The organism is Lysinibacillus sp. SGAir0095 (assembly GCF_005491425.1).
Lineage (GTDB): Bacteria > Bacillota > Bacilli > Bacillales_A > Planococcaceae > Ureibacillus.
In genome coordinates this window covers 2,186,411-2,210,665 of record NZ_CP028083.1, presented here as the reverse complement: position 1 = coordinate 2,210,665, position 24,255 = coordinate 2,186,411, and the positions used below count along the sequence as shown (strand labels likewise).

27 protein-coding genes are annotated in these 24,255 nt (G+C 34.1%); 22 read left to right on the top strand and 5 right to left on the bottom strand.

Annotated features, from left to right (window positions below; genetic code table 11):
* Positions 1-41 precede the first annotated feature (41 nt).
* Positions 42-824, top strand: a complete 783-nt coding sequence (locus tag C1N55_RS10835) for an SDR family NAD(P)-dependent oxidoreductase (RefSeq protein ID WP_137728838.1) — start codon at positions 42-44, stop codon at positions 822-824.
* Between the two features lie 224 nt (positions 825-1,048).
* Complete coding sequence (locus C1N55_RS10830; RefSeq protein ID WP_137728837.1) at positions 1,049-2,197, top strand: toxic anion resistance protein; 1,149 nt, start codon at positions 1,049-1,051, stop codon at positions 2,195-2,197.
* 91 nt (positions 2,198-2,288) lie between these two features.
* Here C1N55_RS10830 and C1N55_RS10825 read toward each other — a convergent pair whose 3' ends face one another.
* The gene (locus C1N55_RS10825) at positions 2,289-2,678 is read right to left on the bottom strand and encodes a CotD family spore coat protein (protein WP_137728836.1); all 390 of its coding nucleotides are present in this window, start codon (positions 2,676-2,678) and stop codon (positions 2,289-2,291) included.
* Between the two features lie 315 nt (positions 2,679-2,993).
* Between C1N55_RS10825 and C1N55_RS10820 the strand changes: the two genes are divergently transcribed.
* From C1N55_RS10820 to C1N55_RS10760, 13 genes are all read left to right on the top strand, one after another.
* Positions 2,994-3,623, top strand: a complete 630-nt coding sequence (locus tag C1N55_RS10820) for a cupin domain-containing protein (RefSeq protein WP_137728835.1) — start codon at positions 2,994-2,996, stop codon at positions 3,621-3,623.
* Between the two features lie 197 nt (positions 3,624-3,820).
* Positions 3,821-4,774, top strand: a complete 954-nt coding sequence (locus C1N55_RS10815) for an alpha/beta hydrolase (protein WP_137728834.1) — start codon at positions 3,821-3,823, stop codon at positions 4,772-4,774.
* A 586-nt stretch (positions 4,775-5,360) separates the two neighbouring features.
* Positions 5,361-5,678, top strand: a complete 318-nt coding sequence (locus C1N55_RS10810) for a PadR family transcriptional regulator (protein WP_137728833.1) — start codon at positions 5,361-5,363, stop codon at positions 5,676-5,678.
* A complete protein-coding gene (locus C1N55_RS10805; RefSeq protein WP_137728832.1) occupies positions 5,675-6,223 on the top strand; it encodes a DUF2812 domain-containing protein in 549 nt (182 codons plus the stop codon). Before C1N55_RS10810 ends, C1N55_RS10805 begins: the two co-directional genes overlap by 4 nt.
* A 15-nt stretch (positions 6,224-6,238) precedes the next feature.
* A complete protein-coding gene (locus C1N55_RS10800; protein WP_137728831.1) occupies positions 6,239-7,138 on the top strand; it encodes an ABC transporter ATP-binding protein in 900 nt (299 codons plus the stop codon).
* Positions 7,128-8,369 carry an ABC transporter permease gene (locus tag C1N55_RS10795; RefSeq protein WP_205758464.1) on the top strand — a complete coding sequence of 414 codons (1,242 nt, stop codon included), beginning with the start codon at positions 7,128-7,130 and terminating at the stop codon, positions 8,367-8,369. Before C1N55_RS10800 ends, C1N55_RS10795 begins: the two co-directional genes overlap by 11 nt.
* A gap of 200 nt (positions 8,370-8,569) precedes the next feature.
* Positions 8,570-9,181, top strand: a complete 612-nt coding sequence (locus C1N55_RS10790; RefSeq protein WP_137728829.1) for a transglutaminase-like domain-containing protein — start codon at positions 8,570-8,572, stop codon at positions 9,179-9,181.
* Positions 9,182-9,427: 246 nt separating this feature from the next.
* A complete protein-coding gene (locus C1N55_RS10785; RefSeq protein WP_137728828.1) occupies positions 9,428-11,206 on the top strand; it encodes an ABC transporter transmembrane domain-containing protein in 1,779 nt (592 codons plus the stop codon).
* Positions 11,181-12,950, top strand: coding sequence for an ABC transporter ATP-binding protein (locus tag C1N55_RS10780; protein WP_137728827.1), 1,770 nt, complete (start codon positions 11,181-11,183; stop codon positions 12,948-12,950). The genes C1N55_RS10785 and C1N55_RS10780 overlap by 26 nt, the downstream gene beginning before the upstream one ends.
* A gap of 144 nt (positions 12,951-13,094) precedes the next feature.
* Entirely contained in the window at positions 13,095-14,021 is a 927-nt protein-coding gene (gene rarD / locus C1N55_RS10775; RefSeq protein ID WP_137728826.1) for an EamA family transporter RarD, read from the top strand.
* A 190-nt stretch (positions 14,022-14,211) separates the two neighbouring features.
* On the top strand, positions 14,212-14,922 hold the full coding sequence (locus tag C1N55_RS10770; RefSeq protein ID WP_137728825.1) for a cytochrome c biogenesis CcdA family protein: 711 nt from the start codon (positions 14,212-14,214) through the stop codon (positions 14,920-14,922).
* A gap of 66 nt (positions 14,923-14,988) precedes the next feature.
* The gene (locus C1N55_RS10765) at positions 14,989-15,360 is read left to right on the top strand and encodes a response regulator (RefSeq protein ID WP_137728824.1); all 372 of its coding nucleotides are present in this window, start codon (positions 14,989-14,991) and stop codon (positions 15,358-15,360) included.
* A gap of 223 nt (positions 15,361-15,583) precedes the next feature.
* Positions 15,584-16,075 (top strand): CcdC family protein, encoded by a 492-nt coding sequence (locus C1N55_RS10760; RefSeq protein WP_137728823.1) that lies wholly within the window; start codon positions 15,584-15,586, stop codon positions 16,073-16,075.
* Between the two features lie 54 nt (positions 16,076-16,129).
* Here the strand turns inward: C1N55_RS10760 and C1N55_RS10755 are convergent, their stop codons facing one another.
* Positions 16,130-16,561: a DUF2621 domain-containing protein gene (locus tag C1N55_RS10755; RefSeq protein ID WP_137730621.1), complete on the bottom strand. Its 432-nt coding sequence runs from the start codon at positions 16,559-16,561 to the stop codon at positions 16,130-16,132.
* A 120-nt stretch (positions 16,562-16,681) separates the two neighbouring features.
* On the opposite strand from C1N55_RS10755, the gene C1N55_RS10750 reads away from it, so the two are divergent.
* The 5 genes from C1N55_RS10750 (at position 16,682) to C1N55_RS10730 (ending at position 18,639) form a co-directional block, all read left to right on the top strand.
* Positions 16,682-16,900, top strand: coding sequence for a DUF1659 domain-containing protein (locus C1N55_RS10750; protein WP_137728822.1), 219 nt, complete (start codon positions 16,682-16,684; stop codon positions 16,898-16,900).
* 25 nt (positions 16,901-16,925) lie between these two features.
* Complete coding sequence (locus tag C1N55_RS10745; RefSeq protein ID WP_137728821.1) at positions 16,926-17,144, top strand: DUF2922 domain-containing protein; 219 nt, start codon at positions 16,926-16,928, stop codon at positions 17,142-17,144.
* Between the two features lie 79 nt (positions 17,145-17,223).
* On the top strand, positions 17,224-17,352 hold the full coding sequence (locus tag C1N55_RS10740; RefSeq protein ID WP_137728820.1) for a YvrJ family protein: 129 nt from the start codon (positions 17,224-17,226) through the stop codon (positions 17,350-17,352).
* 127 nt (positions 17,353-17,479) lie between these two features.
* The gene (locus tag C1N55_RS10735; protein WP_137728819.1) at positions 17,480-18,085 is read left to right on the top strand and encodes an SCO family protein; all 606 of its coding nucleotides are present in this window, start codon (positions 17,480-17,482) and stop codon (positions 18,083-18,085) included.
* Positions 18,086-18,207: 122 nt separating this feature from the next.
* Positions 18,208-18,639 carry a CBS domain-containing protein gene (locus tag C1N55_RS10730; protein WP_137728818.1) on the top strand — a complete coding sequence of 144 codons (432 nt, stop codon included), beginning with the start codon at positions 18,208-18,210 and terminating at the stop codon, positions 18,637-18,639.
* Positions 18,640-18,752: 113 nt separating this feature from the next.
* On the opposite strand, the gene C1N55_RS10725 is transcribed toward C1N55_RS10730, so the two are convergent.
* Both C1N55_RS10725 and mscL read right to left on the bottom strand, forming a co-directional pair.
* Positions 18,753-19,859 (bottom strand): methionine biosynthesis PLP-dependent protein, encoded by a 1,107-nt coding sequence (locus tag C1N55_RS10725; RefSeq protein ID WP_137728817.1) that lies wholly within the window; start codon positions 19,857-19,859, stop codon positions 18,753-18,755.
* A gap of 194 nt (positions 19,860-20,053) precedes the next feature.
* The gene (mscL, locus tag C1N55_RS10720; RefSeq protein WP_137728816.1) at positions 20,054-20,443 is read right to left on the bottom strand and encodes a large conductance mechanosensitive channel protein MscL; all 390 of its coding nucleotides are present in this window, start codon (positions 20,441-20,443) and stop codon (positions 20,054-20,056) included.
* A gap of 140 nt (positions 20,444-20,583) precedes the next feature.
* Here mscL and C1N55_RS10715 point away from each other — a divergent pair, with 140 nt between their 5' ends.
* The gene (locus tag C1N55_RS10715; protein ID WP_137728815.1) at positions 20,584-21,285 is read left to right on the top strand and encodes a lytic transglycosylase domain-containing protein; all 702 of its coding nucleotides are present in this window, start codon (positions 20,584-20,586) and stop codon (positions 21,283-21,285) included.
* 49 nt (positions 21,286-21,334) lie between these two features.
* On the opposite strand, the gene C1N55_RS10710 is transcribed toward C1N55_RS10715, so the two are convergent.
* Positions 21,335-21,589, bottom strand: coding sequence for a GlsB/YeaQ/YmgE family stress response membrane protein (locus C1N55_RS10710; RefSeq protein ID WP_370452619.1), 255 nt, complete (start codon positions 21,587-21,589; stop codon positions 21,335-21,337).
* An 832-nt stretch (positions 21,590-22,421) separates the two neighbouring features.
* Between C1N55_RS10710 and ilvD the strand changes: the two genes are divergently transcribed.
* Positions 22,422-24,092 (top strand): dihydroxy-acid dehydratase, encoded by a 1,671-nt coding sequence (gene ilvD, locus C1N55_RS10705; RefSeq protein ID WP_137728813.1) that lies wholly within the window; start codon positions 22,422-22,424, stop codon positions 24,090-24,092.
* Positions 24,093-24,255 lie beyond the last annotated feature (163 nt).

Here is a 24,255-nt window from a genome sequence, read left to right as displayed (position 1 = left end):
TATAATTTAACTATTATAGAAAATTAAAGGAGTTATTGCATATGAATCTAGGATTAAAAGATAAGGTAGCAGTAATAACAGGTGCGAGTAAAGGAATTGGCTTATATACAGCATTACAGCTAGTCAAAGAGGGGACTAAAGTAGCAATTGCTGCTCGAGGTGAAGATACACTGAAGGAAGCAAAAGCATTTATCCAAGAACAAACAGGAGAAGATGTTCTGACGATCTCTGCAGATGTGTCTATCGAAGAAGAATGCAAGAGACTAATTGAAGAAGTGGTTGCTCATTTCGGAAAGTTGAATATAGTCATTAATAATGCCGGAACATCATCAGCTAACTCTTTTGAGGACGTGGAAACAGAATTATGGCATTCTGATTTAAATTTAAAATTATTTGGTGCCATTCATTGTTCAAAATACGCTCTTCCCTATTTAAAAGAACAAAACGGAGGCTCTATCATCAATCTAACTGCTGTTTTAGCTAAAACTCCACCAGCATCAAGCCTACCAACCACAGTTAGTCGTTCAGCTGGCCTTGCATTAACAAAAGCGATGAGTAAAGACTTAGGGAAATACAATATCCGAGTGAACTCTGTATGTATTGGGTTAATTAGAAGTAGTCAAATCGAAAAAAAATGGCACAATGAAATGCCGGATGCTACATGGGAAGAGTATTCTAGAGAAGTTGGAAAAAATATTCCATTAGGACGCATTGGCAATACAGAAGAAGCAGCGAATGTAATTACTTTTTTAGCATCTGATGCTGCCTCCTATGTTTCAGGGACTGCTCTTAATATTGATGGTGGTTCAGGAAGTGCATTATAATAATGGAATAATAATCCTGTTTGAGTACAAACAGGATTATTTTTAGGTGTGTATAAATTTGTTCTTGATTCAGCTTAACAAAATAACTTACTCATGATAAATTATTTCTTGAAACTTTTTTACTTGTATTTCGTATGTTTTTTATAAGCATAATTTATACAAGGTTAAAGTTAACTGTGTTTTTGTCTATAATGACAAAACAATAAATAGAACGGGGGATTTCAATGTCAGAACTAAAAAACCCATTATTTGATGATTTAAATTCAAAAATGAATGTAGAAAATAATAGCCTTTCTGAAATACCACAGCAGCAGCTAGTTAGTAAGGAAGAATTGTCCCAAATTAAGAAACGTCAGCTAGCTTTAAGAGAAGAACCTCAAGTACAGGCGCTTGCTGAGAAAATAGACGTTAAAAATCAAATTGCTGTTTTAGAGTTCGGAAAAGAAACTGCAACAGCAATCTCGAAATTTTCAGATAAAATGTTAGCTTCTATAAAAACAAGCAAGCTTGAAAAATCAAGTGAGCTTATAAATAATTTAAACAAAATAATGGACCGTTTTGATCCACAGGATTTTAAAGAAGAGAAAAAAGGCGGCTTTTTAAAGCGCTTATTTAACAAAGGAAAAGAACAACTAGAAAAAATCCTGTCGAAATACGACACAATGAATAAAGAAATTGATGTAATCTATAATGAAATACAAAAATATGAGCTTGAGATGAAACGAAATACGGTTGAGCTTGAGCAAATGTATGATCAAAATCTAAATTATTTCCAAAGTCTAAGTGAGCACGTGGCTGCTATTGAAGTGAAACTGCATAAACTTCAGCCACTCATTCCGCAATTAGAGCAAAGAGCAAATGAAGGCGATCAACAAGCTATTATGGAGCTGGAAACGTTAAGAAGAAATATGGAGCTATTAGAGCAACGCAGGTATGATTTAGAAATGGCTCAACAGGTTTCTTTCCAGGCTGCACCTCAAATTCGTATGATTCAGCAAGGAAACAATCATCTAATAGGTAAAATCAACTCTGCGTTCGTTACTACAATTCCTATTTTTAAACAAGGGTTAATTCATGCAGTTACAATCCAACGTCAAAAGTTAGTTGCAGATTCGATGAATGAGCTTGATAAAAGAACAAATGAAATGTTAATTCGAAATGCTGAAAATATTCGTCAAAACAGTATTGATATTGCTCGATCAGCTGGAAATCCAAGCATTAAAATTGAAACAATTGAAACAACATGGCAGACAATTATGTCAGGAATTGAAGAAACAAAACAAATTCAAGCTGAGACAGTTCGTAACCGTGAAGAGGGAAGAAAACGAATAGAACAATTACAACTTGAGTATGAAAAATTAAAGCGTATGTAAGTAAAAATAGATTACCTCTCACTTTACGTGAAGCAGGTAATCTATTTTTTATAGGAAGAAGTATAGACAAGTCATTTCTAGAAACTAGAAATTAAAAAAATCCTCTTCTTCTACGAACTGGAGCTCCCATAAATCCAGTATTACCCATCATTCCAGTATTACCTATAAATCCTGTATTTCCAGTAAATCCAGTATTACCTGTAGTTCCTGCATTATAAGGTGGGAAGAATTCTTGAGTTTCAGAGAATTCATTCACAACAGATTGAGTACGTGGGAAGTAATGTTGATTGTGAGTGTTATGTCTATTGACAGTTGTCGTATGAACTGGGTGGTAATGCGGTACAACTGTGTTAAAGATGTTTGTTCTTACAACTTGTTGAGTTGGTGATACTCGAGCTGGTGCTACCTGAGTTGGAAAAACATTTGGTGGACAGCAAATCGGGTTGTTACAACGGCCTCCACAATGATGACGACGATGCATAAATTTTACCCTCCTCTTTTTATTATTTTGTGCATTATTAATCTATTCAAAAGTGAGAAAGTGAACTAGATAAATTACCTATTGTCACATAAGAATTTGAGAAATAGAATTACTATTTAATAAATACCGTGATAAATTTCTTAAAGTTGCTAATATTACGTGCAAGAACCTAAATTGAAAATGTACATATTATAGTTGGGGAGAAGCGAGGCTTTTGTCATGAATCTGGGACATTACGTTATTACCGTAATGATATCTTATAGTTTTGAAAAGGTTTTTCAGCTTTATTAAAGTATTCAAAAAGGAGAACATACAATGAATTCAACAATTGATTTTTCTTCACCTTCTACTCAATTTTCGTTTGATGTAAACAAAAGCCAATTGTTTAAAAAAGACCAACAAAATTTTATAAATGTTTTAGGTGTGAGTCAATTAAACTCATTAAAAAATCTCTCTATGCTTGATACTTACTTAAGTAAGGGCAATATTGTTGAGCCTCATTACCATCAAAACGCAGCTGAATTAGTTTACTGTATTTCTGGTTGTGCTACTGTGTCAATCTTTAACCCATTTATGAAGCAATTAATGCAATTCACAATAATGCCTGGACAGGTAGCAAATGTTCCCCAAGGCTGGTGGCACTTTATCGAGGCACAAGCTGATCACACACACTTTCTAGCGATTTTCGATGCGAATACACCTGAAGTAATATTAGGTTCTGATATTTTGAAATTTACGCCTTCAAGTATCATGGCGAGGACATATTGTATAGATGAACAACAATGGAAGCAAACGACTGCACCTGTGAAACCAAATACTTTTATAGGCCCATATAAGGACTGTCATCAAAATCACAATTATCAACAGCCATACCATCATTCACACCCTTCACATTTTTCAATGCCTGTAATTCAACAACCAAAGAATTTTCCGTTTTATTCTTAGTTATGAAGGCATGGGAGACCATGTCTTTTTTAATTGACTAGTAGTTTTGGTTTAAGAAGTATTGAGTGTAGGGAAACTAAAACAAGGTAGAAAGATATTTATTTCCATATAATTGATAATTCCTATTGAATTACTTATAATTAAATCAGAGTAAATAGATTGGTATTAAAAATACACTTTTAAGGATCGTGAAATAGATGGCAAATTTATTGGAAAGCACGAAAGATTATTTAGAAATTGTAAATCAGCAACGCCCTTTACATACGATGACTCCAACTGAAGTAAGAAGATTACGAGCAAATGCCCCTAAAATAGAATTAGCAAATCTTGTTCCTTTAAGGCTAATAGAAGATAAAACCATCGTTGTACGTGATGGGGAGGAAATTCCTATTAGAATTTATACGCCAAGCGGTAAAGGACCGTTTCCCATAATCATTTATTATCATGGGGGAGGATGGGTGTTGAACGATATCGAGACATGTAATGAAACTTGTCAACTTCTAGCAGCCGAGACGAAATCCATTGTTATTTCCGTTGGATATCGTTTAGCTCCGGAATATCCATTCCCTATTCCAGTAAATGATGCCTATGATGCGTTTCGATGGACGGTGGACCACTCTCAAGTCTTAAATGGTCTACAAAATGAGCTTTCTGTAATGGGGGATAGTGCAGGAGGAAATTTAGCTACAGTTGTCACACTATTAAATAGAGAACTACAAGGTCCTGCTATCAAAAAGCAAATTTTGCTTTATCCTGTTACAGATTTATCATTTACTACTGATTCCTATTACGAGTTTGCAGAAGGTTTTGGTTTGCAGAAGAAAGATATGGAATGGTTTGCCCATTACTATCTAGTCGAGAAGGACTTACAAAACCATCCTTATGTAGCACCATTGAAGGCGAAAGATGTAAAACAGTTACCTGAAGCATTGATTATTGTTGCTGAAAATGATGTTTTAAAGGATGAAGGAATTGCTTATGCGCATAAACTAAAAAGTTTTGGTAATAATGTGGAATTACATGTTGCAAATGGTTTAGTACATAGCTACTTCACTAAAAATAATTTCTTTAATAATGAAATTGATGAAACCATTAAGATAATCTGTACTTTTTTGAAAGAAAATCAGGAAAATGACATAAAGGAAAAGTAGCAGACAAGCAGAAAACTAAGACAAAACCAAGGGGGAACCTGTCAGGGAGAGACGGTCTTATATTACGAATTGCCCCATTTATGCAAACTTCTTCATATCATGCACTTCATTCATTAGTCCTGGGTGCATTAGCAGCAGTCTAAAACTTCTGGATGCAGTTCAATGGCTATTTGAAGTGCATGAGCAATACTATCTATCTTCCAAATGCAGTGAATTCCCTTTATGAGGTGAATTAGCAAAAACTTTTTCTTCAAAAGGGACTTCATTCCCCATATGAAGTCCCTCCTTAGTATTATCTTGTTCAAATTATGCTGCTCATTCCTATCAAAAAGTGAATCATCATCCTTCTCCTCCTTCAAAATGTCTTTTATGAACTATTCTTATTTCAATCTACTCCAACTTCAATTCAATTCCATCCGTATAAAAAAATAATTACTTTTATATATTATCTTCAGTATGTATAGACTATCCAATGCAAATGAAATCCAATTATCTACCATATTGACAACTATATCGGTTGCTGATATATTAACTATATCAACAGCCGATATATCGTTCATCAATATAATTGAAAGGGAAGAAGGAAATGACTCAAGATCATCCTCCTCTAACGGAAGGGGTTTATTATATTTTACTTTCATTATACGAACCTAGACATGGATACGGAATTATTCAACTAACGGAAGAAATGACAGCAGGGCGTGTGAAACTAGGTGCAGGTACTATTTATGGAGCGATAAAGACCCTATTAGAACGGGGTTGGATCCAAAATTTTGAAGAAGATGGACGAAAAAAGGAGTACATCATTACAGAGGAAGGAAAAAAGGTAATTAATACAGAAATTTCAAGATTAAGGGAACTTTTCGATAATGGTGTCCGTATAACAGGAGGTGGCAAATCTTGAAAGAGACTAAAATTAAATTACGTCTTTTTTTCGATTATGAAAAAGAGGAAAAATGGGTAAATCATATGGCAGAAAAAGGTTGGCATTTAACCACTTTCGGGATAGGATATTATGCTTTTAAGAAAGGGGACCCAGGAGAATATATTTATCGAAATGAGATGATTTATGAGCTAGGTTCAAAAGATGATCGCAAAGAGTACATAGATTTTTTGCAATTATCTGGAATTGAACTTGTGAAAGTAGTGTTTAATTGGGCCTATTTTCGAAAAAAGGCGTCAGAAGGACCATTTGAATTATATAGTGATACTTCTTCGAAACTAGCATACCTAAACCGAGTGTTCTATCTATTTTCATCGGTTTTCTTTATTAATGTATTAATTGGAATCGTTAATACTACTCTCTTAAGTGATGAAAGTAAAAATAGTATTAATGATTTTGTCGGGGGACTAAATATAGGAATTGCGACCATTATATTATTCCCCTTGCTAAAAGTTATAAATAAACGAAGAAATTTGAAACAGAAGTTAGAGATTTTTAACGATTAGAAAGGAGCTATAAAAATGACATTGACTTTAGAACATGTTGTGAAAAAATACAAAGATTTCACAGCGGTAAATGACTTGAATTTCACTATCGGGAAAGGTGAAATCTTTGGTCTTATTGGCCAAAATGGTGCAGGCAAAACCACTACTTTCCGAATGATTTTAGATCTACAAGACCAAACATCTGGAACGATTACTTGGGATGGAACGCCCATTAAAAAAATAAATCGTGATTACTTAGGATATTTACCGGAGGAACGTGGCATATTCCCTCAGATGAAGGTGGAGGAGCAATTATATTTCTTTGGTGAATTGCGAGGTATGAAACGTGATGCTCTAAAGAGGGAGATTGATTTTTGGATTGCCCGCTTTGATTTAGAGGAGAAACGACATAACAAGGCGGAAACTTTGTCAAAAGGAAATCAGCAGAAAGTACAATTAATCGCTAGCTTTATTCACAATCCCAAATTTTTAATCTTGGATGAACCTTTCAGTGGATTGGATCCTGTTAACAGAGACTTGTTGAAAAGTGCAATTTTATTATTAAAAGATAAAGGTGTGACGATTCTATTTTCCAGTCATCAAATGGATAATGTTGAAGAATTATGTGATCATCTCTGCCTCCTTAAAAGAGGTGTCTCTCTATTCTCTGGTAGTCTACTAGATTTGAAGAAGCAATATGGAAAAACGAAATTGACGCTTCGTACAGATGTTCCTTTAAGAGAGTTAGAAAAAATGGCAGGTGTAAAAGGGGTTAAGATTGATCGAGATGAATATATTCTAACCTTGATGGACGAATCTTTCGCAGAATCTATCTTTGAGGTTGTCTCAAACGGACAATATATAGAGAAATTTAGTCTTGATTATTTATCACTGGATGAGATATTCAAAGATAAGGTAGGTGGCAATGTTGAGTAAATTAGGGATTTTGATTAAACAGCTCTATAAACAGAAGGTACGCGCAAAATCTTTTATACTAATGACTCTTTTATATGTAGCAGTTATTGCAGTCGTTGTATTTTGGTCAGATATTAAAGCCATCTTTGTGGATGAAGAAGCCCTTAAAGTGGCTTTGATTAACGAAACTCCCGTTGAATTGGAACCTATATTTATATCAAATGAGGACATTGCCTTTAGCTTCCCGACAGATCAGACGGAAACTGTATATGATCAATTAAAAGAAGAAGAATATGATGCAGTTGTCGTTGTTACGGAAGAAAATGAAGCTTTCAAGGCTGATATTGCAACATATGCACCATTAAAATTAAATGATCAATCGACTATTTCCTCGTTTGTTCAATATGCTGGGAAGATTTACGGTATTCAACAATTGAATCTAACGGCTAGTGAGGCTGACAAAATCTTAAATTCTGAAGCAATTATTACGACAACAAATTTAAATGAAGCTGTCGCAGATGGGAAGAGTGAAGACCAGAAGCAATCAGGTATGTGGGCATCCTACTTTGTGGGGATTGTGATTTACTTCTTTATAATGGCGTTCTTATCGATGATTACGACAGATGTCGCATCTGAAAAAGGATCACGAGCTCTTGAAATGCTATTAGTAAGTGTAAAACCAAGTACTCATTTCCAATCTAAAATCATAGGAATTACGTTACTTGCCTTAACACAGTTTGTAATTATTTTTGGTTTCCTATTTGTGTTGCTTCGATTTACGGATGGTGGATCGAAATGGGAAATGGTTGAATCCATTTTAAATGAATTGTCTTATTCCTATGTATTTTATGTCATCGCCTTCTTGTTCTTAACGATTATTTTATTCTTAATCATTGGTGCGTTATTTGGTTCGCTTGTTTCGAAGGTAGAGGAAGCTTCACAAGTAATGACTCCGGCAATTATGACTGCTTTAGTGGGTTTCTATGTGATGATATCAGGTGTTGCAAACCCAGATACATTGCTTATTAAAGTATTCTCATATATTCCTTTAACTTCTGGGATGGTTATGCCAATGCGTATAGGAGCAACTGATATAGCTGCAATAGAGCCAATTATTTCATTAGCCCTCTTAGTTATAACAGTTGTGGCGTTTTATATGATTAGTTTATCATTCTATAAACGTAGTGTGTTAACTTATAGCTCGGGTGGAGTAATTCAAAAAATTAAAACTGTATTAAAAGTTACAACATGACAATGTCAGGAAAACCATCTTTTTTTTAAGGTGGTTTTCCATTTTTTATGGCAATTAATACTCAAGTAAAACCTTTAACTTAAACAACATTTCACGGTTTATACATATTTGTGATTGATAGAATATAGAATCCAAATTTCCTAAAGAAGTATAATATAGCTAAATAAGAGATTACATGAAAATGTTCGGAGATGGTTATAATGAATTTGATTGCTGAATCTATTGACATTGGTGATTATTTAAATGAACTGTATGTAGTTAACTATTCACATGAATCGATTAAAAAACAAGTTGCTCTGTTATTTTCAGAAAATCAAACAGATATCGACAAAGTAAAAATTGCTTTTGAGTATGTAAGGGATCAAATCGCTCAATCATTGGATATCCAAAGCCAATATGTACCCTGTCGAGCAAATGAAGTTTTAAAATATGGTGAAGGAGTTTGTTTTGCCAAAGCTAATCTATTAGCAGCATTATTAAGATCGCAATCCATTCCGACAGGTTTTTGTTATCAAAGATTACTTATTAATGGAACAGATAATCGTTATGCGCTCCATGCCCTAAATGCGGTCTTTATACCTTCTATAAGTAAATGGATTCGGTTAGATGCCCGTGGAAATTGTAAAGGTGTTTATGATGGATTTTCGATTGATAAAGAGATATTACCCTACAAACCGGATGAATTACTTGGTGAAAAAGATTATCCGATTATTTATGCAAAACCGAATGTTGAGGCAATGTCAGTTTTAGAATTGAGTACAGATGCCCACAAAATGTTTCGAGAAGATTTACCATGTGTAATAAATGTATAAAGGAAAATATAAAATTATTTATATAATTGAAGAAAAGTTTTAGACTGTAACCAAATTCGAAATGATTGAGGTTGGTTGCAGTTTTTTTTCTTTTCCTACTACTTTCGACGGAAATGTTTCGAATACTGAATTATTTTTAAGAATGCTCTTCACGTGGAATTTAATATTTGCTAAAATTAGTTGGGCTTGATATGGACTGAATTTTTGAAAAATTAAGTACCTTTAGACATTAAAGAAGGTGAATGGATGAAAGTATTTTTAAAATTAAGTTGGTTTTTTAAATTGAGGAAAAAAGAGTATCTAATTGGTCTGACGATGCTTGGTTTAGTTGCACTATTAAATCTTATTCCGCCAAAAGTGATAGGTTATGTCGTTGATGAAATTGGTGAAGGAGTGTTAACGCCGCAAACACTTGCAAAATGGGTTGGAATCATAATCGTAGTTGCCATTCTTATCTATATTCTTCGTTATTATTGGCGAAGAATGATATTTGGCTCTTCTACTTATTTAGCAAAAATTTTACGAGAGAAGCTCTTTCGTCATTTTACGAAAATGAGTCCGTCATTTTATCAACAGCGACGAGTTGGAGATTTAATGGCCCATGCAACAAATGACATTTCTGCAGTGCAGCAAACAGCTGGTGGAGGCGTTCTAACTCTTTTTGACTCTGTTACAACAGGTGGATTTGTTATTTTAGCGATGGCATTTACAATCGATTGGCGTTTAACATTAATTGCCTTGATTCCTATGCCTTTAATGGCCATCTCCACTAGTTATTATGGGAAGCTGCTTCACTCGAAGTTCCGCGAAGCTCAAGCAGCATTTTCCGATTTAAATGATAAAACACAGGAAAGTATTTCAGGTATTAAAGTAATCAAGACTTTTGGTCAGCAAGAAGAAGATACAGCAGATTTCACTCGGTTATCAAATGATGTAGTTGATAAAAACATGAAAGTTGCTAGAATCGATTCTTTGTTTGACCCTACCATTAGTTTAGTGATTGGCTTTAGCTTCATGCTGAGCTTAGGTTTTGGTGCCAAATTTATTTATGAAGATTCCATGACAATTGGTGATCTGGTAGCATTTAATACTTATTTAGGATTACTGGTTTGGCCAATGCTGGCATTTGGTATGTTGTTTAATATTATGGAACGTGGTTCTGCTTCTTATGACCGTATTGAACAACTACTGAATGTCCCGATAGAGATTGACGATAAAGAAAATGCGGTGGATATTAAACCAAATGGAGATATACAATTCGACATTGAAGATTTCAAATTCCCAGGTGATCATACCAGTGCACTGCATAATGTTCATTTTACCTTGAAGCGCGGTGAAACATTAGGAATAGTAGGGAAAACAGGTTCAGGTAAAACATCCATTTTAAAATTATTATTACGTGAATTTGAAGGATATACTGGGGAAATTAAATTCGGAAGACATTCCATTGATGAATATAAAAAACAACGATTAAGAGAAGCAATCGGTTATGTGCCTCAAGATCATTTTTTATTCTCAACAACAATCTATGAAAATATCGCATTTATCAATCCTCAAGAAAAACGAGAAGTCGTCGAACAAATTGCGAAAGTTGCTCATATTCATGAAGATATTTTACGTTTAACCGAGGGATATGAAACAATTGTGGGAGAACGTGGTGTTTCTTTATCTGGTGGTCAAAAACAAAGAATTTCTATTGCCAGAGCTTTAATGATGAAACCAGAGCTTCTTATTTTAGATGATTCATTATCAGCTGTAGATGCAAAAACTGAGGAAGCGATACTAAGGTCTCTTAAGGAAGCAAGAAAAGAATCTACAACTATAATTACATCTCATCGCTTAAGTGCAATTGAACATGCTCAACTAATTATCGTGATGCATGAAGGGACGATCGTTGAAAAAGGAACACATGGAGAATTGATGGGCTTACAAGGTAGATACTTTGAAATGTATCAGCTACAGCAGCTTGAGCGATTGGTAGAAAAGGGAGGGGAAGGAAATGAAAAACAAGCTCGCCTTTTCTAGTAAAGAACAAACACAGATTCTCTTCAGATTATTAGCTTATTTAAAACCGCATAAGAAATCAGTAATACTGGCACTGTTTTTACTGATGCTGACTGTTATCGGGGATGTACTTGGCCCATATCTCATTAAAATATTTTTGGATGATTATGTAGCAAAAAACATTTTCGATTTTGAGCCTATCCTCTATTTAGCGGTTTCCTATTTTATCATACAGATTCTGAATGTAGTGATATCCTATTTACAGCTTGTAAAGTTTCAGGAGATTGCGTTAAAAATAATTCAGCAGCTGCGAATTGATGTTTTCTCTAAAATTCATAAGCTGGGAATGCGGTATTTCGATGAAACACCTGCAGGGTCAATTGTTTCAAGAGCTACAAATGATACAGAGGCTATAAAGGAATTATTCGTCTCTGTTTTAAGTTCATTCATACAAGCGGCGTTTCTTATTGTTGGGGTTTATGTTGCCATGTTCCTATTAAATCCATTACTCGCTTTATATACACTTGTTTTATTGCCATTAATCTTTTTGGTTATTTATTTGTACCGGAAGTATAGTTCAGTGGTTTTTATGACAATGAGAGAGAAGCTAAGTCAGCTAAACGCGAAGTTGGCAGAAAGTTTATCGGGAATGGGGATCATCCAAACATTTCGTCAGGAACAACGAATTTCTGATGAGTTCGATCACATAAATAATGAGCATTATGATGCAATGATGAACAATATCAAATTAAATAGTCTCTTACTTAGACCAGTAATTGATTTAATTTTCTTTACAGCAATTGTCATTATTTTAACTTACTTCGGTATGACTTCATTCAACACTGCAATTGAAGTAGGGGTTGTTTATGTTTTCATAACTTATATCAATCGATTCTTTGAACCAATTAACAGTGTAATGGAACGATTATCTTTCTATCAACAAGCAATTGTTGCGGCTTCACGAGTATTTACTTTACTGGATAATGAAGAAATTGAGCCTGAACAAATTGAAAGTAAACTAGAAATCTTTGAAGGGTTAATTGAATTTAAAAATGTAACCTTTAGTTATGATGGTAAAACAGATGTTTTAAAGAATATTTCGTTTACTGTTAAGCCTGGTGAAACGATTGCATTAGTGGGGCATACAGGAAGTGGAAAAAGCTCGATTATCAATTTGTTAATGCGATTCTATGAGTTTGAGAAAGGCGATATTTTACTAGATGGAAAATCTATTAAATCCTACAGTAAGCAAGAGTTAAGAAACAAACTCGGTTTAGTACTCCAAGATCCATTCCTTTTCTATGGAACAATCGAAAGTAATATTAAGTTGTTTAATCCAAGCTTAACTAAGAACCATGTTGTTGCAGCTGCAGAATTTGTACAGGCAGATAAATTTATCGAGCAATTGCCAAGCAAATACGAACAAAGAGTTTCTGAGCGCGGTTCTACTTTCTCAAGTGGGCAACGACAGCTTGTTGCATTTGCACGTACAATTGCAACAAATCCCAAGATTTTGGTTTTAGATGAAGCTACAGCCTCTATCGACACTGAAACTGAGGTTGCGATTCAATCTTCTTTAGAAAAGATGAGAAAAGGTCGAACAACCATTGCAATTGCTCATCGACTGTCAACAATCCAAGATGCTGAACAAATTTTAGTCTTACATCAGGGAGAAATTGTTGAAAGAGGGACACATCAAGAGCTTCTAACACAAAAAGGGTTATATCATAAAATGTATTTATTGCAAAATGGAATTGTTGAATAATTTCTAAAAAGGGATGTCACTTATAGGGTGCACCCCTTTTTAGTTCTTCGGTATCGTACCTATAAAATTCCATTTACTTCAATTTTTCCGAGGACTATAATTGGTTTAGCTTTAACAAAGCAAAAAAATTAAGAAGGTGTCAAAATGAATATTGATCGTAAGGGGATTCTTTATGCAGTCGCTGCATATGCTATATGGGGAATCTTTCCACTCTATTGGAAACTACTTGCCCATGTCGATAGTTTAGAAGTATTGGTTTCCAGGGTTATTTGGTCATTTGTGTTTACATATCTCTTTATCATCATTATCAAACAGAGACAATTATTATTAGAGGATCTAAAATTATTATGGAAAGACAAAAAATTATTCTTGTCCTTATTATCAGCTTCCTTTGTCATATCCTGTAACTGGTTTCTATATATATTCGCAGTAAACAATAATCATGTGGTTGATGCTAGTCTGGGTTATTATATTAATCCATTAATAACTGTTGTTTTTGGCATGATATTCTTTAAAGAAAAACTGTCCAAGCTTCAAATTAGTGCTGTTATCGTTGCGTTTATTGGTGTATTATCACTTACTATCGGTTATGGAGAAGTTCCCTGGATAGCATTGTTAATTGCATTTAGCTTTGCTAGTTATAGTGCATTAAAAAAACAAATCACATTAAATGCAACTCGTGGCCTAGTGATAGAAACGCTGTTTATGCTTCCAGTAGCGATAGTTTACTATATTTATATTATGTCTACTAATAAAGCTACTTTTTTACAGCTGAACTGGCAGACAGACCTGATTCTTGTCCTTGGAGGAATTGTAACAGCAATTCCACTGGTATTATTTGCTAATGGTGCGAAGCTACTACCTCAGTATGTAATTGGTTTTATTCAATATATGACTCCTACAATAGTGCTTGTATTGGGGATTGTATTGTATAAGGAACCATTTACGAAAACTGAATTAATTTCATTTATGTTTATTTGGTTATCGATATTAATTTTTACCTTCTCTACTATCTTTGAAACGAAAAAGAGAATTCAACTTCAACAAAAAACGGTTGATTTGGACTTATAAACTTTATTGAATTATTAGAATTTTGTATTGCTTTTTAATTGTATATGGTATGATTTTATGTAACTAGAGTCGTTTTCGTTTCAATTCACATTTCTTACACATTTTAGACAAAAAATCTTCATAGCCATTTCAAAGCATTTATAGAGAAATTTTGGTACTATGAAGACATTAATTGTAAGGAGAGAACACCATGAACACAGATGTGAATGTCTTTTTAGCGTTTGGTGCGGGATTTTTAAGCTTTATCTCCCCATGTACGTTACCACTCTATCCGGCCTTCCTATCGTATATAACAGGTATGAGCTATGATGAACTAAAAAATGAAAAAGGTATGCTGCAAAAACGTGCAATTTTACATACGTTATTCTTTTTAATTGGTTTTTCTATTATTTTTATTGCTATTGGCTTTAGTGCTTCATTAGCTAAAGAGTTTTTCCTCAATTATCAAGTTTTGATGAGACAAATTGGGGCAATTCTAATTGTCGTATTCGGTCTAATGATCGTTGGTTTATTACAAATTGACTTTTTAATGAAGGATCGTAAATTTCAGTTTAAAAATAGACCATCTGGTTACTTTGGGTCTTTATTGATTGGAATTGCATTTGCAGCAGGTTGGACACCTTGTACAGGCCCAATCCTAGCATCCATTATTGCGTTGGCTGGAGCAAATCCCGAATCAGGTATTTGGTATATGCTTGCTTATTACTTTGGCTTTGCTATTCCATTCTTTGTTTTATCGTTCTTTATCTCAAAACTAGGATGGATTCGTAAAAATAGTCAAAAAATCGTTAAGGTTGGCGGATATATCATGATCGCTGTAGGTATTTTACTATTCTTTAATGGCTTAGATTATATTATTCGCATACTTTCTCCAATTTTTGGTGGATTCACTGGCTTCTAATCAAAAATTTCTAAGTAACTTTTAACAACAAAGTATAGATTGATTTATTAAAAAGGGGAATGAAGAATGCCAACAGTATTAATAGTTGATGACGCACTTTTTATGAGAGTTGCAGTCGGTAATATGTTTAAAGAGTGGGGCTTTGATATCGTTGGAGAAGCTTCTAATGGGAGAGAAGCTGTCGAACTGTACGACAAATATAAGCCAGATCTTGTTACGATGGATATTACAATGCCCGGTATGTCTGGATTAGATGCGGTAAAAGAAATAATTCCTGCACATCCAGCTGCTAATATAATTATGATGACAGCACTTGGACAACAGAGAATAATTGTTGAAGCTATAGAGGCTGGCGCAAAAGACTTTATCACCAAACCTTTTGAAAAAAATCAATTAAAAACGGTTGTCAATAATATTTTAGGTTATGAGGAGCTTTAGAGTATGAAACCTGCTATCAAATAGCAGGTTTTTTGTATTTGAGAATCATTGCAAGATGGGAATAAAAAAAAAGAATTATCTTAATATGCTTAGTGTGGAAAAATTTTTATAAATAGGGTATTATCAATACGTTATTTATCTTATTCACCTTAATTGGATATAAAGTATCAATTCAGGTAATGATAATACCATGAGAGAGAGATTTACAGAGGAGGGAAGAGTTATGTTAGCAAATATACCTTCTCAATATTTTATTATTGGATCAACAGTTATGGCATTTTTAATGGGTTTATTTGTAATGTTTGTACGTATTCGTTCCCAAAAGAAACCTGTTAACGCAAAAAAAATACTAATCCCTCCAATTGCCATGTCTTCTGGAGGATTAATGTTTATTTTTGAGGAGTTCCATGTATCACCAATTCAAATTTTAGAAGCGGTTGCTGTAGGGGTTGTATTTTCTACGGTATTGATTGCTACTTCAAAATTTGAAGTTCGGAATACCGAAATTTTTATGAAACGCTCAAAGGCATTTTTCTTTATATTGGCCGGTTTATTAATTCTGCGAGTAATAATGAAAGTATACCTTTCAGATTCATTTGATGTCTTTGAATTAGCTGGAATGTTTTGGATACTTGCCTTTTCAATGCTATGGCCATGGAGACTTGCCATGTTATTCCGATATAAGAAAATTGAAAAAACTTTAATAACTGCTTAAACAAAACGGGATCTTCTATTTATGAAGGTCCCGTTTAGTGTTATGTAGGTAATGTTACTCAAAAAAATGTTCATAAGGAGTAACATCAATATTTAATTCATCTAGTTTTTTTCTTAAAAACTTATGATCACGTTTTGGAGTTGCTAAAATATAACCTCGAATTAGAAGGTCATGTGTAATCAATTTAGCCTTTTCTTTTAAAGCAATCTCACCAATTTTTCCGGCAATCTTCTCCTTTGCAACTTGACGAAATAAATCAGGTACGGGGCTTACCAATTCATTTAGTAATTCTTTTGTATCTTCTCCCCATAAATGAATTGTTTTATCTAGATAGTAATTCTGCCAGTCCAAATCGGACTTCCCGTCTTTTTTTGGCAATGCCTTTAAAAATTTGCGGAACATAAAGAATCCGCCTATTCCCATAAGGGTAATCAGGACGAAGACCCAAAATAGGATAAACCACAAAAACCAACCTTCCAAGTTCAAACCGTTCACCTCTTTAATTTCACTATTTCTTATTATAAAAGGAACAAGAAAAGTTTTCACTTTAAATGTCTCTTTTTTTGAAGAAAAAAGATATTTAATAAGTGAGAGGAGGTGATAAGCATGGCATCATTTAACTTTGACAATGCAACATTAAGACTTTCTTATGTAACAGGTGTTGATGAATCTGGAAAAGCAATTGTAACTTCAAAAACCTACCGTAACGTTCGCGACAATGTTGAAGCTTCTCAAGTATTAGATGTAGCTCAAGCTCTAGCAAGTCTTTCAAACTATGAATTGTCTTTAACGAAAAAAATATTAACTGAAACAGTTGATATGTAAACACTAACTTGAAGGAGAGAATTAAATGACACAAGTATTAGAATTGAAATTTGACACATCCAACGGAAAAACCATGACATTAACAGTGGACCAGCCGAGGGAAGATTTGACCGCTCTTGAAGTTGAAACTGTGATGCAAACCATTATTTCCGCTAATATTTTTCATAATAGCGGAAGTAGTCTAGTCGCTATCAATCAAGCGCGTATTGTGGAACGAACTGTTTCTGAAATAGAAATAGCTTAAAGTCATTCATTTACAAGAGTTAGCCGACAAAATCCACAACATGATTTTGTCGGCTTTTTTATTAAAGGAGGGTAGGCTGATGGAGGAATGGGTTCGATTGATTCAAGAAATTGGTTTTCCGATAGTGGTTTCATTTTACTTGTTATACCGTATTGAAACCAAACTTGAGGCGATTCACACGGCTCTCATCTCAATGAACCACCAATAAGAGAATTAAATTATTCTAGTAAATAAGTGCTTTCTTCACAAATTTGTTCGATATGAATGAAATTGATTGGTTGTACGTTTCAAAGTATTCCGATAAGATGAAAGGAGTAAAGAGGAGTTGAATACTGTTGAATAAGAAATTAGTGGGCCTTATCGGAATATTAATTCTGTCTGTTGCCTTAAGTGCATGTAGTAATTATAAATTTAAAGCAGACACAGAATATGTAATTGATGATTTTACTGTAACCAATCATAAAGGTGAAGAAGTAACGCTTGAAAGTTTAAAAGGGAAGCCTTGGTTAGCTATGTTCATTTTTACAAACTGTACAACCATTTGTCAGCCAATGACATTTAATATGACAGAAATTCAAACGAAACTTGAAGAACGTGGGGTTGAAGATTATAATATTGTAGGTTTCTCAGTTGACCCTGCAACCGACTCTCCCGAAGTACTTTCAAATTATTTAAGTCACTTTACAGTACCGGATGAATCGAAATGGAGTTTAGTAACTGGATATGACCAAAAATGGATTGAGCAATTTGCAGTGAATTCTTTTAAATCAATCGTAAAAATGCCAACCGAAGGCGATCAAGTTGTGCACGGATCGTCCTTTTACTTAGTAGATGAAAATGGGATTGCAGTAAAAAATTATTCAGGTACTGAAGATGTTCCATACGATACAATTGCTATCGACATTGAAACTTTAATCGAAGAACGTTTAGGAAAAAAATAGTTTCTAAAAGAGCTGGACTTTTAAAGTCTGGCTCTTTTTTTACGATAAAGCACTTTTATAAGAATAATTTATTGAAGATAACAGAAAATAAAGAAGTCAAAATTAAAATTGGAGGTTATGAAATGAAGACTGTAAAAGAATTAATGACTACAAATATTAAAGTGTGTGCACCTCATGATTCTGTGACTGCAGCTGCTAAAATCATGCGTGATATCGAGTGTGGTTCAGTGCCGGTATGTGAGAACAATAAAGTAGTAGGAATTATTACAGACCGTGATATTGTTGTTAATGTAGTAGCAGATGGAAAAGATACGAATACTGTACATTGTCATGACTGTATGACAACAGATGTTGTGACGTGTACGACAGATACAGATGTTCATGAGTGTGCAAAAATGATGTCACAGCATCAAATTCGTCGTATTCCTGTATTAGAAAATGGAGATATTGTAGGGATTATTGCCATTGGTGATTTAGCTAGCGAAAATATTTATGCAAATGAAGCAGGAGAAGCCTTAAGCGATATTTCCGAGCACACACGATTTGACCATTAAATCAATAAATTTAAACGAAATGGCATGCATTTCATTAATGAAATTGCTTCAAGATGGGGCTCATCGGGGTTAAATAGGAAAAGCGTGGAGTTTTGTTTAACCCCACGCTTTTTTTAAAATTCTTTTCTTAACTGTTCAAATACTTGTTTAAGATCTGCGATGATGTCATCTGCTTCTTCTACACCCACGGAGAAACGCAGTAAACGGTCGTCTACACCACGAGCAACGCGTTCTTCATATGGAATATCTGCATGAGTTTGAGTGGCAGGGTAGGTGATAAAGCTTTCAACACCACCAAGACTTTCAGCAAATGTGATTAATTGAATTTTTTGCAAGAATGGATTCACCATTTCAGCATCTTTTACACGGAAAGAAAGCATTCCACCTTTTCCAGTGTATAGTACATCTGTTACAAGTGGTTCTGTATTTAAATAAGCAGCAACTTGTTTTCCGTTTGAATCATGCTGTTTTAAACGGAGATGCATAGTTTTTAATCCTCTTATTACTAACCAGCTATCCATTGGTGACAGGACTAATCCCATACCATTATGAGCAAAGCCTAACCTCTCGCATAATTCTTGACCTTTAGCAACAACTAGTCCTGCTAATACATCGTTATGGCCTGCAATATATTTTGTTGCACTATGTAACACAATATCAGCGCCATGTTCAATTGGTCGTTGGAAGTAAGGTGTATAGAAAGTATTGTCTACGATAAATAATAAATTATGTTTTTTACATAGATTAGCAAATTTGTCTAAATCAAATTCTAACATTAATGGATTCGTAGGTGTTTCTAAGAAAATCGCTTTCGTATTTTCATTAATTAATTCTTCAACATCTTCTAGAGATGCAAAATATACAGGATTAATGTTATAAGTTTCACTAAATGTTTTTAATAATCGATAAGTACCGCCATAAATATCATCTGGAACAATAATTTCATCGCCTGGCTTGAAGAGAGATAAGATAAGTTGTACAGCAGCCATTCCTGAGCTACATGCAAAACCTGCATCTCCATTTTCTAAATCGGCAATCCCTTTTTCTAAAATTTCTCGTGTTGGATTTTTAGTACGTGTATAATCGTACCCTGTGGATTGACCAATTCCAGCATGCTTATACGCAGTTGACATATAAATGGGAGGATTAACGGCTCCTGTTTTAGGATCACTTAAATTACCTAATTGAACTAGTTTCGTTTCAATTGAACGTTTTGTCACTTTTCTCACTCTTTCTTTTGAAGATGCATTCTACGAAATATTATGATAAATCAATTTTATTGATTATTATTACAATTTATCATGATAAAGTAGTGAAAACAACACTCTCTATTATAAATAAATATTTAATTGGATATTCTAAATAATTCTTATTAAAAAGGTGTCCAACCTTAGATGGTTAAACACCCTGCATTTTATCCTTGATTTTTTAGTAAGTCCCTAATCTCTTTTAAAAGCTCTTCCTTCGCATCAAGTTCAGGAGCTGTTGGTTCTTCTACGGCTTCCTCTTTCTTTTTACGATTTATTTTATTGATAACACGAAGGGCTATAAAGATAGAAAAAGAAATAATCAAAAAGTCAAAAATAGACTGTATAAATACACCAAGTTTTATTTGGGCATCTCCATGGCCAAACATAAAACTTTGCGTTAAATCCACACCACCAGTTAGCATACCGACAATAGGCATGATAATATTTTCTACTAATGAGGTTACAATTTTACCAAATGCAGCACCTATTACAACCCCAATAGCTAAATCAAGAATATTGCCCTTCATAGCAAATTGTTTAAATTCTTTCCACATATATTGCATCTCCTTGCATTTTAATATTTATTTAGTATAAAATGGTACTTCGTTAGAATCTATTATTCTTATATGAAATTGATCGAAATATGTCTTAAGTCATAGGAATTGACGAGGGAATCATTGTGGGTGTGGCTAAAATGAAAAAAAATAAGAAAAAGAAAAAATTGAAAAAGCCAATAATTACACCTGGTGTAAAATTATTCCTTATCATGCTATTAATCCCCATTTCGATTACGGTTTATTCACTTGTCTTTTTTACTTGGGAGAGTCTACGAAACCTACCGATCATTCAAAGCTTTTCACAAAGTGAAGTTGAAAAAATACAATCTAAGTTCGATCTTCAAATCCCGGAAGAAAATATTCCAATCTATATAGCAGCTGCTGAAAAATATGATATCCCTTGGACACTTTTAGCTGCACACCATCGTGTGGAAACTCGGTTTTCAACAATGAAATCTCTTGTATCTCCGGTTGGGGCAGAAGGACATATGCAATTTATGCCTTGTACTTTTGTTGGGTGGAGTCATCCAACTTGCTCAGATCTAGGAGAAGGCAACATTCCAGACTCTGAAAAAACAGATCCAAATATTATTAAAAAATACGGCGGTTACGGAGTGGATGCAAATGGAGATGGTGTCGCAGATCCATTTGATATTGAAGATGCAATTTATAGTGCAGCAAATTATTTATCCCGTTCGGGTGCATCTGAAGGGGAACTTAAAAAAGCAATTTTTAATTATAATCACAGTGAGCAATACGTTGAGGATATTTTATATTATTATCATCAATATGAAGAGGTAAGTGAGGATCTCATTCAAACAGTTTATAATGAACATTAAAAGAAGTCAGCTGCCAAAATGCCGCTGACTTCTTTCTTTTTAAATTAATTTAAGTTGCTTTTCTCATTGAGCGCATGATCAAGCTTACAATAAAGATTAGTACGATTGCTCCAATAAGTGCAGGGAATACATAGAAGTCAGATACTTGCCAGCCCCAGTTACCTAAAATGGCACTACCAATCCAAGAACCAACAATACCCGCAATAATATTACCAATAATACCGCCAGGAACATCTCTACCGATAATAACTCCTGCTAACCAACCTAGTACACCGCCAATAATTAAAAACCAGATGAAACTCATCATATGATTGTCAACTCCTTTTTTTTTGTTAAAAGCGTGTACTAACTTATAACCTAAAAATCGACATTCTAAACTAATTTTTTTTTACACGTACAGTTAATACACCTTTTCAATAGGTAATATGCGCATTTTTAATAAAATGAATGCATATAGAAAATTTAATTGTGATAGAACAAGGAAATTGGAGAAAAATAAAAATTCACAATTTGTTCAAAAAGTTTTGATTTTTTAAAACTGTAGGAGTATAATTTCTTCAAGCAGTACAAAAAATCATTTATAATGGGGTGTTTTAAATGAATATGAAAGTAATGAAGAAATTAAATCGCCAAGGATTTGTAATCGCCTTTCTACACGCCGTCATATTGTTAAACCTCTCATTTGATCTGTTGTACGTAAAATAATATGCATTTCGTTAGTCTAGCTATCTTTAGCTAGACTTTTATTATTTTCATATAAAAACTTACATGACATAACAGTTGAAGAGGATGAATTTTTTAAAATACATTTATTATTGAATTTATAAATTTTAATATGCTCAATTAAAGAAAATAATAATTTGTCAAAATTTCGAAAAAATTAATTAAAGTAGAAAATTTAAAGCAATAGTGAGTATGTAAACGATTTCATGAAAATAGAATTTTTAGAATTGTTTAAATAATTCTAAAAATTATATTGACTACTATTACTTTTTTGTACTATGATAGCAACAATTTAAGAAGTTCGTAATTTAAAAACGAACACAATCATGTAACTTAAATGTTACTGGTTGTAAATTAATTAATTCTATCTATCTTTTGATAAAGTAATAGATATTACTGAGGGGCGTTTCAAAATGAGAAGTGACATGATTAAAGTAGGAGTTGATCGTGCTCCTCACCGCAGTCTTTTATATGCTACTGGAAAAGTAAAAGCAAAAGATCTTGGAAAACCATTTATCGGTGTGTGTAATTCATACATTGACATTATTCCCGGACACGTTCACTTACGTGGATTTGCTGATGTTGTAAAAGAAGCTATTATCGAAGCTGGTGGAATTCCGTTCGAATTTAATACAATTGGTGTTGATGACGGAATTGCAATGGGGCATATTGGTATGAGGTACTCCTTGCCGAGTCGTGAGTTAATTGCGGATTCTGCAGAAACTGTTATTAATGCACACTGGTTTGATGGTGTGTTTTACATTCCAAATTGTGACAAAATCACACCAGGTATGTTAATGGCTGCTGTACGTACGAATGTACCATCGATATTCGTATCAGGTGGTCCGATGGAAGCGGGGATATCAGCATCAGGTAAACAACTTTCATTAACATCTGTTTTTGAAGGTGTAGGTGCTCATAAATCTGGTACAATGTCCGCCGAAGAACTATTGGATATAGAAAATAATGCATGTCCTACATGTGGTTCTTGCTCAGGAATGTTTACAGCAAACTCTATGAACTGTTTAATGGAGATGCTTGGTGTAGCACTACCTGGTAACGGTACAATTGTAGCTACAAGTGAACAGCGTTACGAACTTATTCGTGAAGCGGCTAAGCAATTAGTCCGTATGATTAAAGAAGATATCAAACCTCGAGATATTATAACAAAAGAAGCGATTGATGATGCATTTGCTTTAGATATGGCAATGGGTGGATCAACAAATACAGTCCTTCATACATTGGCAATTGCAAATGAGGCAGAAATTGACTATAACTTAGAGGATATTAACATAGTTGCAGCTCGTGTGCCTTACTTAGCGAAAATCATGCCGGCATCAGATATTTCAATGGATGACATCAATAAAGCTGGTGGCGTTAGCTCCATCATTAATGAGCTAACAAAGATTCCAGATGCTATCCACCCAGATCGTATCACTGTTGCTGGAAAGACGATGCGTGAACTTGTTAAGGATCATGTAATTACAAATGATCAAGTAATACGTACGAAGGACAATCCTTTCAGTCCAGTTGGAGGCCTATCTGTACTCTATGGAAACATTGCTCCTGAAGGTTCAGTTATTAAAGTAGGTGCGGTTGACCCTTCCATTCAAACTTTTGTTGGGGATGCTATTGTGTTTGATTCACAAGATGAAGCACAGGCTGCCATTGATAATGGAACTGTAAAAGAAGGGCATGTTGTAGTTATTCGCTATGAAGGACCTAAAGGTGGGCCAGGAATGCCTGAAATGCTTGCCCCGACATCTGCTATAATGGGGCGCGGATTAGGTACAAAGGTTGCTTTAATAACAGATGGACGTTTTAGTGGTGCATCCCGTGGTATTTCCATTGGTCATATTTCGCCTGAGGCTGCAGAAGGTGGTCCGATTGCACTAATTGAAAATGGCGATAAATTAATCATTGACTTGCCGAATAGAACCATTAATCTAGATGTATCAGAAGAAGTATTAACCGAACGTCGTCTAAACCTAAAACCATTCGAACCAAAAATTAAAACTGGTTGGCTAGCAAGATATTCAAAACTTGTTACAAATGCTTCTAAAGGTGGAGTAATGAAAATATAATTCATCGTAGTAAAGTTTTAATGGTATAGTTAAGCAAAGTAATACTAATAATGTTGTAAGTGAATAGATAATTCGATGATGAGGTAAAAGGTTATAGAGTCTTGTATCTACCAGAGAGTCGGTATTGCTGGAAGCCGACGATGCAACTATATCCGACATCCCC

Excerpts from the sequence above, each read along its gene's own strand:
- C1N55_RS10835 (WP_137728838.1), top strand. The coding sequence starts at position 42 with ATGAATCTAGGATTAAAAGATAAGGTAGCAGTAATAACAGGTGCGAGT.
- C1N55_RS10830 (WP_137728837.1), top strand. The coding sequence starts at position 1,049 with ATGTCAGAACTAAAAAACCCATTATTTGATGATTTAAATTCAAAAATG.
- C1N55_RS10825 (WP_137728836.1), bottom strand. The coding sequence starts at position 2,678 with ATGCATCGTCGTCATCATTGTGGAGGCCGTTGTAACAACCCGATTTGC.
- C1N55_RS10820 (WP_137728835.1), top strand. The coding sequence starts at position 2,994 with ATGAATTCAACAATTGATTTTTCTTCACCTTCTACTCAATTTTCGTTT.
- C1N55_RS10815 (WP_137728834.1), top strand. The coding sequence starts at position 3,821 with ATGGCAAATTTATTGGAAAGCACGAAAGATTATTTAGAAATTGTAAAT.
- C1N55_RS10810 (WP_137728833.1), top strand. The coding sequence starts at position 5,361 with ATGACTCAAGATCATCCTCCTCTAACGGAAGGGGTTTATTATATTTTA.
- C1N55_RS10800 (WP_137728831.1), top strand. The coding sequence starts at position 6,239 with ATGACATTGACTTTAGAACATGTTGTGAAAAAATACAAAGATTTCACA.
- C1N55_RS10795 (WP_205758464.1), top strand. The coding sequence starts at position 7,128 with ATGTTGAGTAAATTAGGGATTTTGATTAAACAGCTCTATAAACAGAAG.
- C1N55_RS10790 (WP_137728829.1), top strand. The coding sequence starts at position 8,570 with ATGAATTTGATTGCTGAATCTATTGACATTGGTGATTATTTAAATGAA.
- C1N55_RS10785 (WP_137728828.1), top strand. The coding sequence starts at position 9,428 with ATGAAAGTATTTTTAAAATTAAGTTGGTTTTTTAAATTGAGGAAAAAA.
- C1N55_RS10780 (WP_137728827.1), top strand. The coding sequence starts at position 11,181 with ATGAAAAACAAGCTCGCCTTTTCTAGTAAAGAACAAACACAGATTCTC.
- rarD (WP_137728826.1), top strand. The coding sequence starts at position 13,095 with ATGAATATTGATCGTAAGGGGATTCTTTATGCAGTCGCTGCATATGCT.
- C1N55_RS10770 (WP_137728825.1), top strand. The coding sequence starts at position 14,212 with ATGAACACAGATGTGAATGTCTTTTTAGCGTTTGGTGCGGGATTTTTA.
- C1N55_RS10765 (WP_137728824.1), top strand. The coding sequence starts at position 14,989 with ATGCCAACAGTATTAATAGTTGATGACGCACTTTTTATGAGAGTTGCA.
- C1N55_RS10760 (WP_137728823.1), top strand. The coding sequence starts at position 15,584 with ATGTTAGCAAATATACCTTCTCAATATTTTATTATTGGATCAACAGTT.
- C1N55_RS10750 (WP_137728822.1), top strand. The coding sequence starts at position 16,682 with ATGGCATCATTTAACTTTGACAATGCAACATTAAGACTTTCTTATGTA.
- C1N55_RS10745 (WP_137728821.1), top strand. The coding sequence starts at position 16,926 with ATGACACAAGTATTAGAATTGAAATTTGACACATCCAACGGAAAAACC.
- C1N55_RS10740 (WP_137728820.1), top strand. The coding sequence starts at position 17,224 with ATGGAGGAATGGGTTCGATTGATTCAAGAAATTGGTTTTCCGATAGTG.
- C1N55_RS10730 (WP_137728818.1), top strand. The coding sequence starts at position 18,208 with ATGAAGACTGTAAAAGAATTAATGACTACAAATATTAAAGTGTGTGCA.
- mscL (WP_137728816.1), bottom strand. The coding sequence starts at position 20,443 with ATGTGGAAAGAATTTAAACAATTTGCTATGAAGGGCAATATTCTTGAT.
- C1N55_RS10715 (WP_137728815.1), top strand. The coding sequence starts at position 20,584 with ATGAAAAAAAATAAGAAAAAGAAAAAATTGAAAAAGCCAATAATTACA.
- C1N55_RS10710 (WP_370452619.1), bottom strand. The coding sequence starts at position 21,589 with ATGAGTTTCATCTGGTTTTTAATTATTGGCGGTGTACTAGGTTGGTTA.
- ilvD (WP_137728813.1), top strand. The coding sequence starts at position 22,422 with ATGAGAAGTGACATGATTAAAGTAGGAGTTGATCGTGCTCCTCACCGC.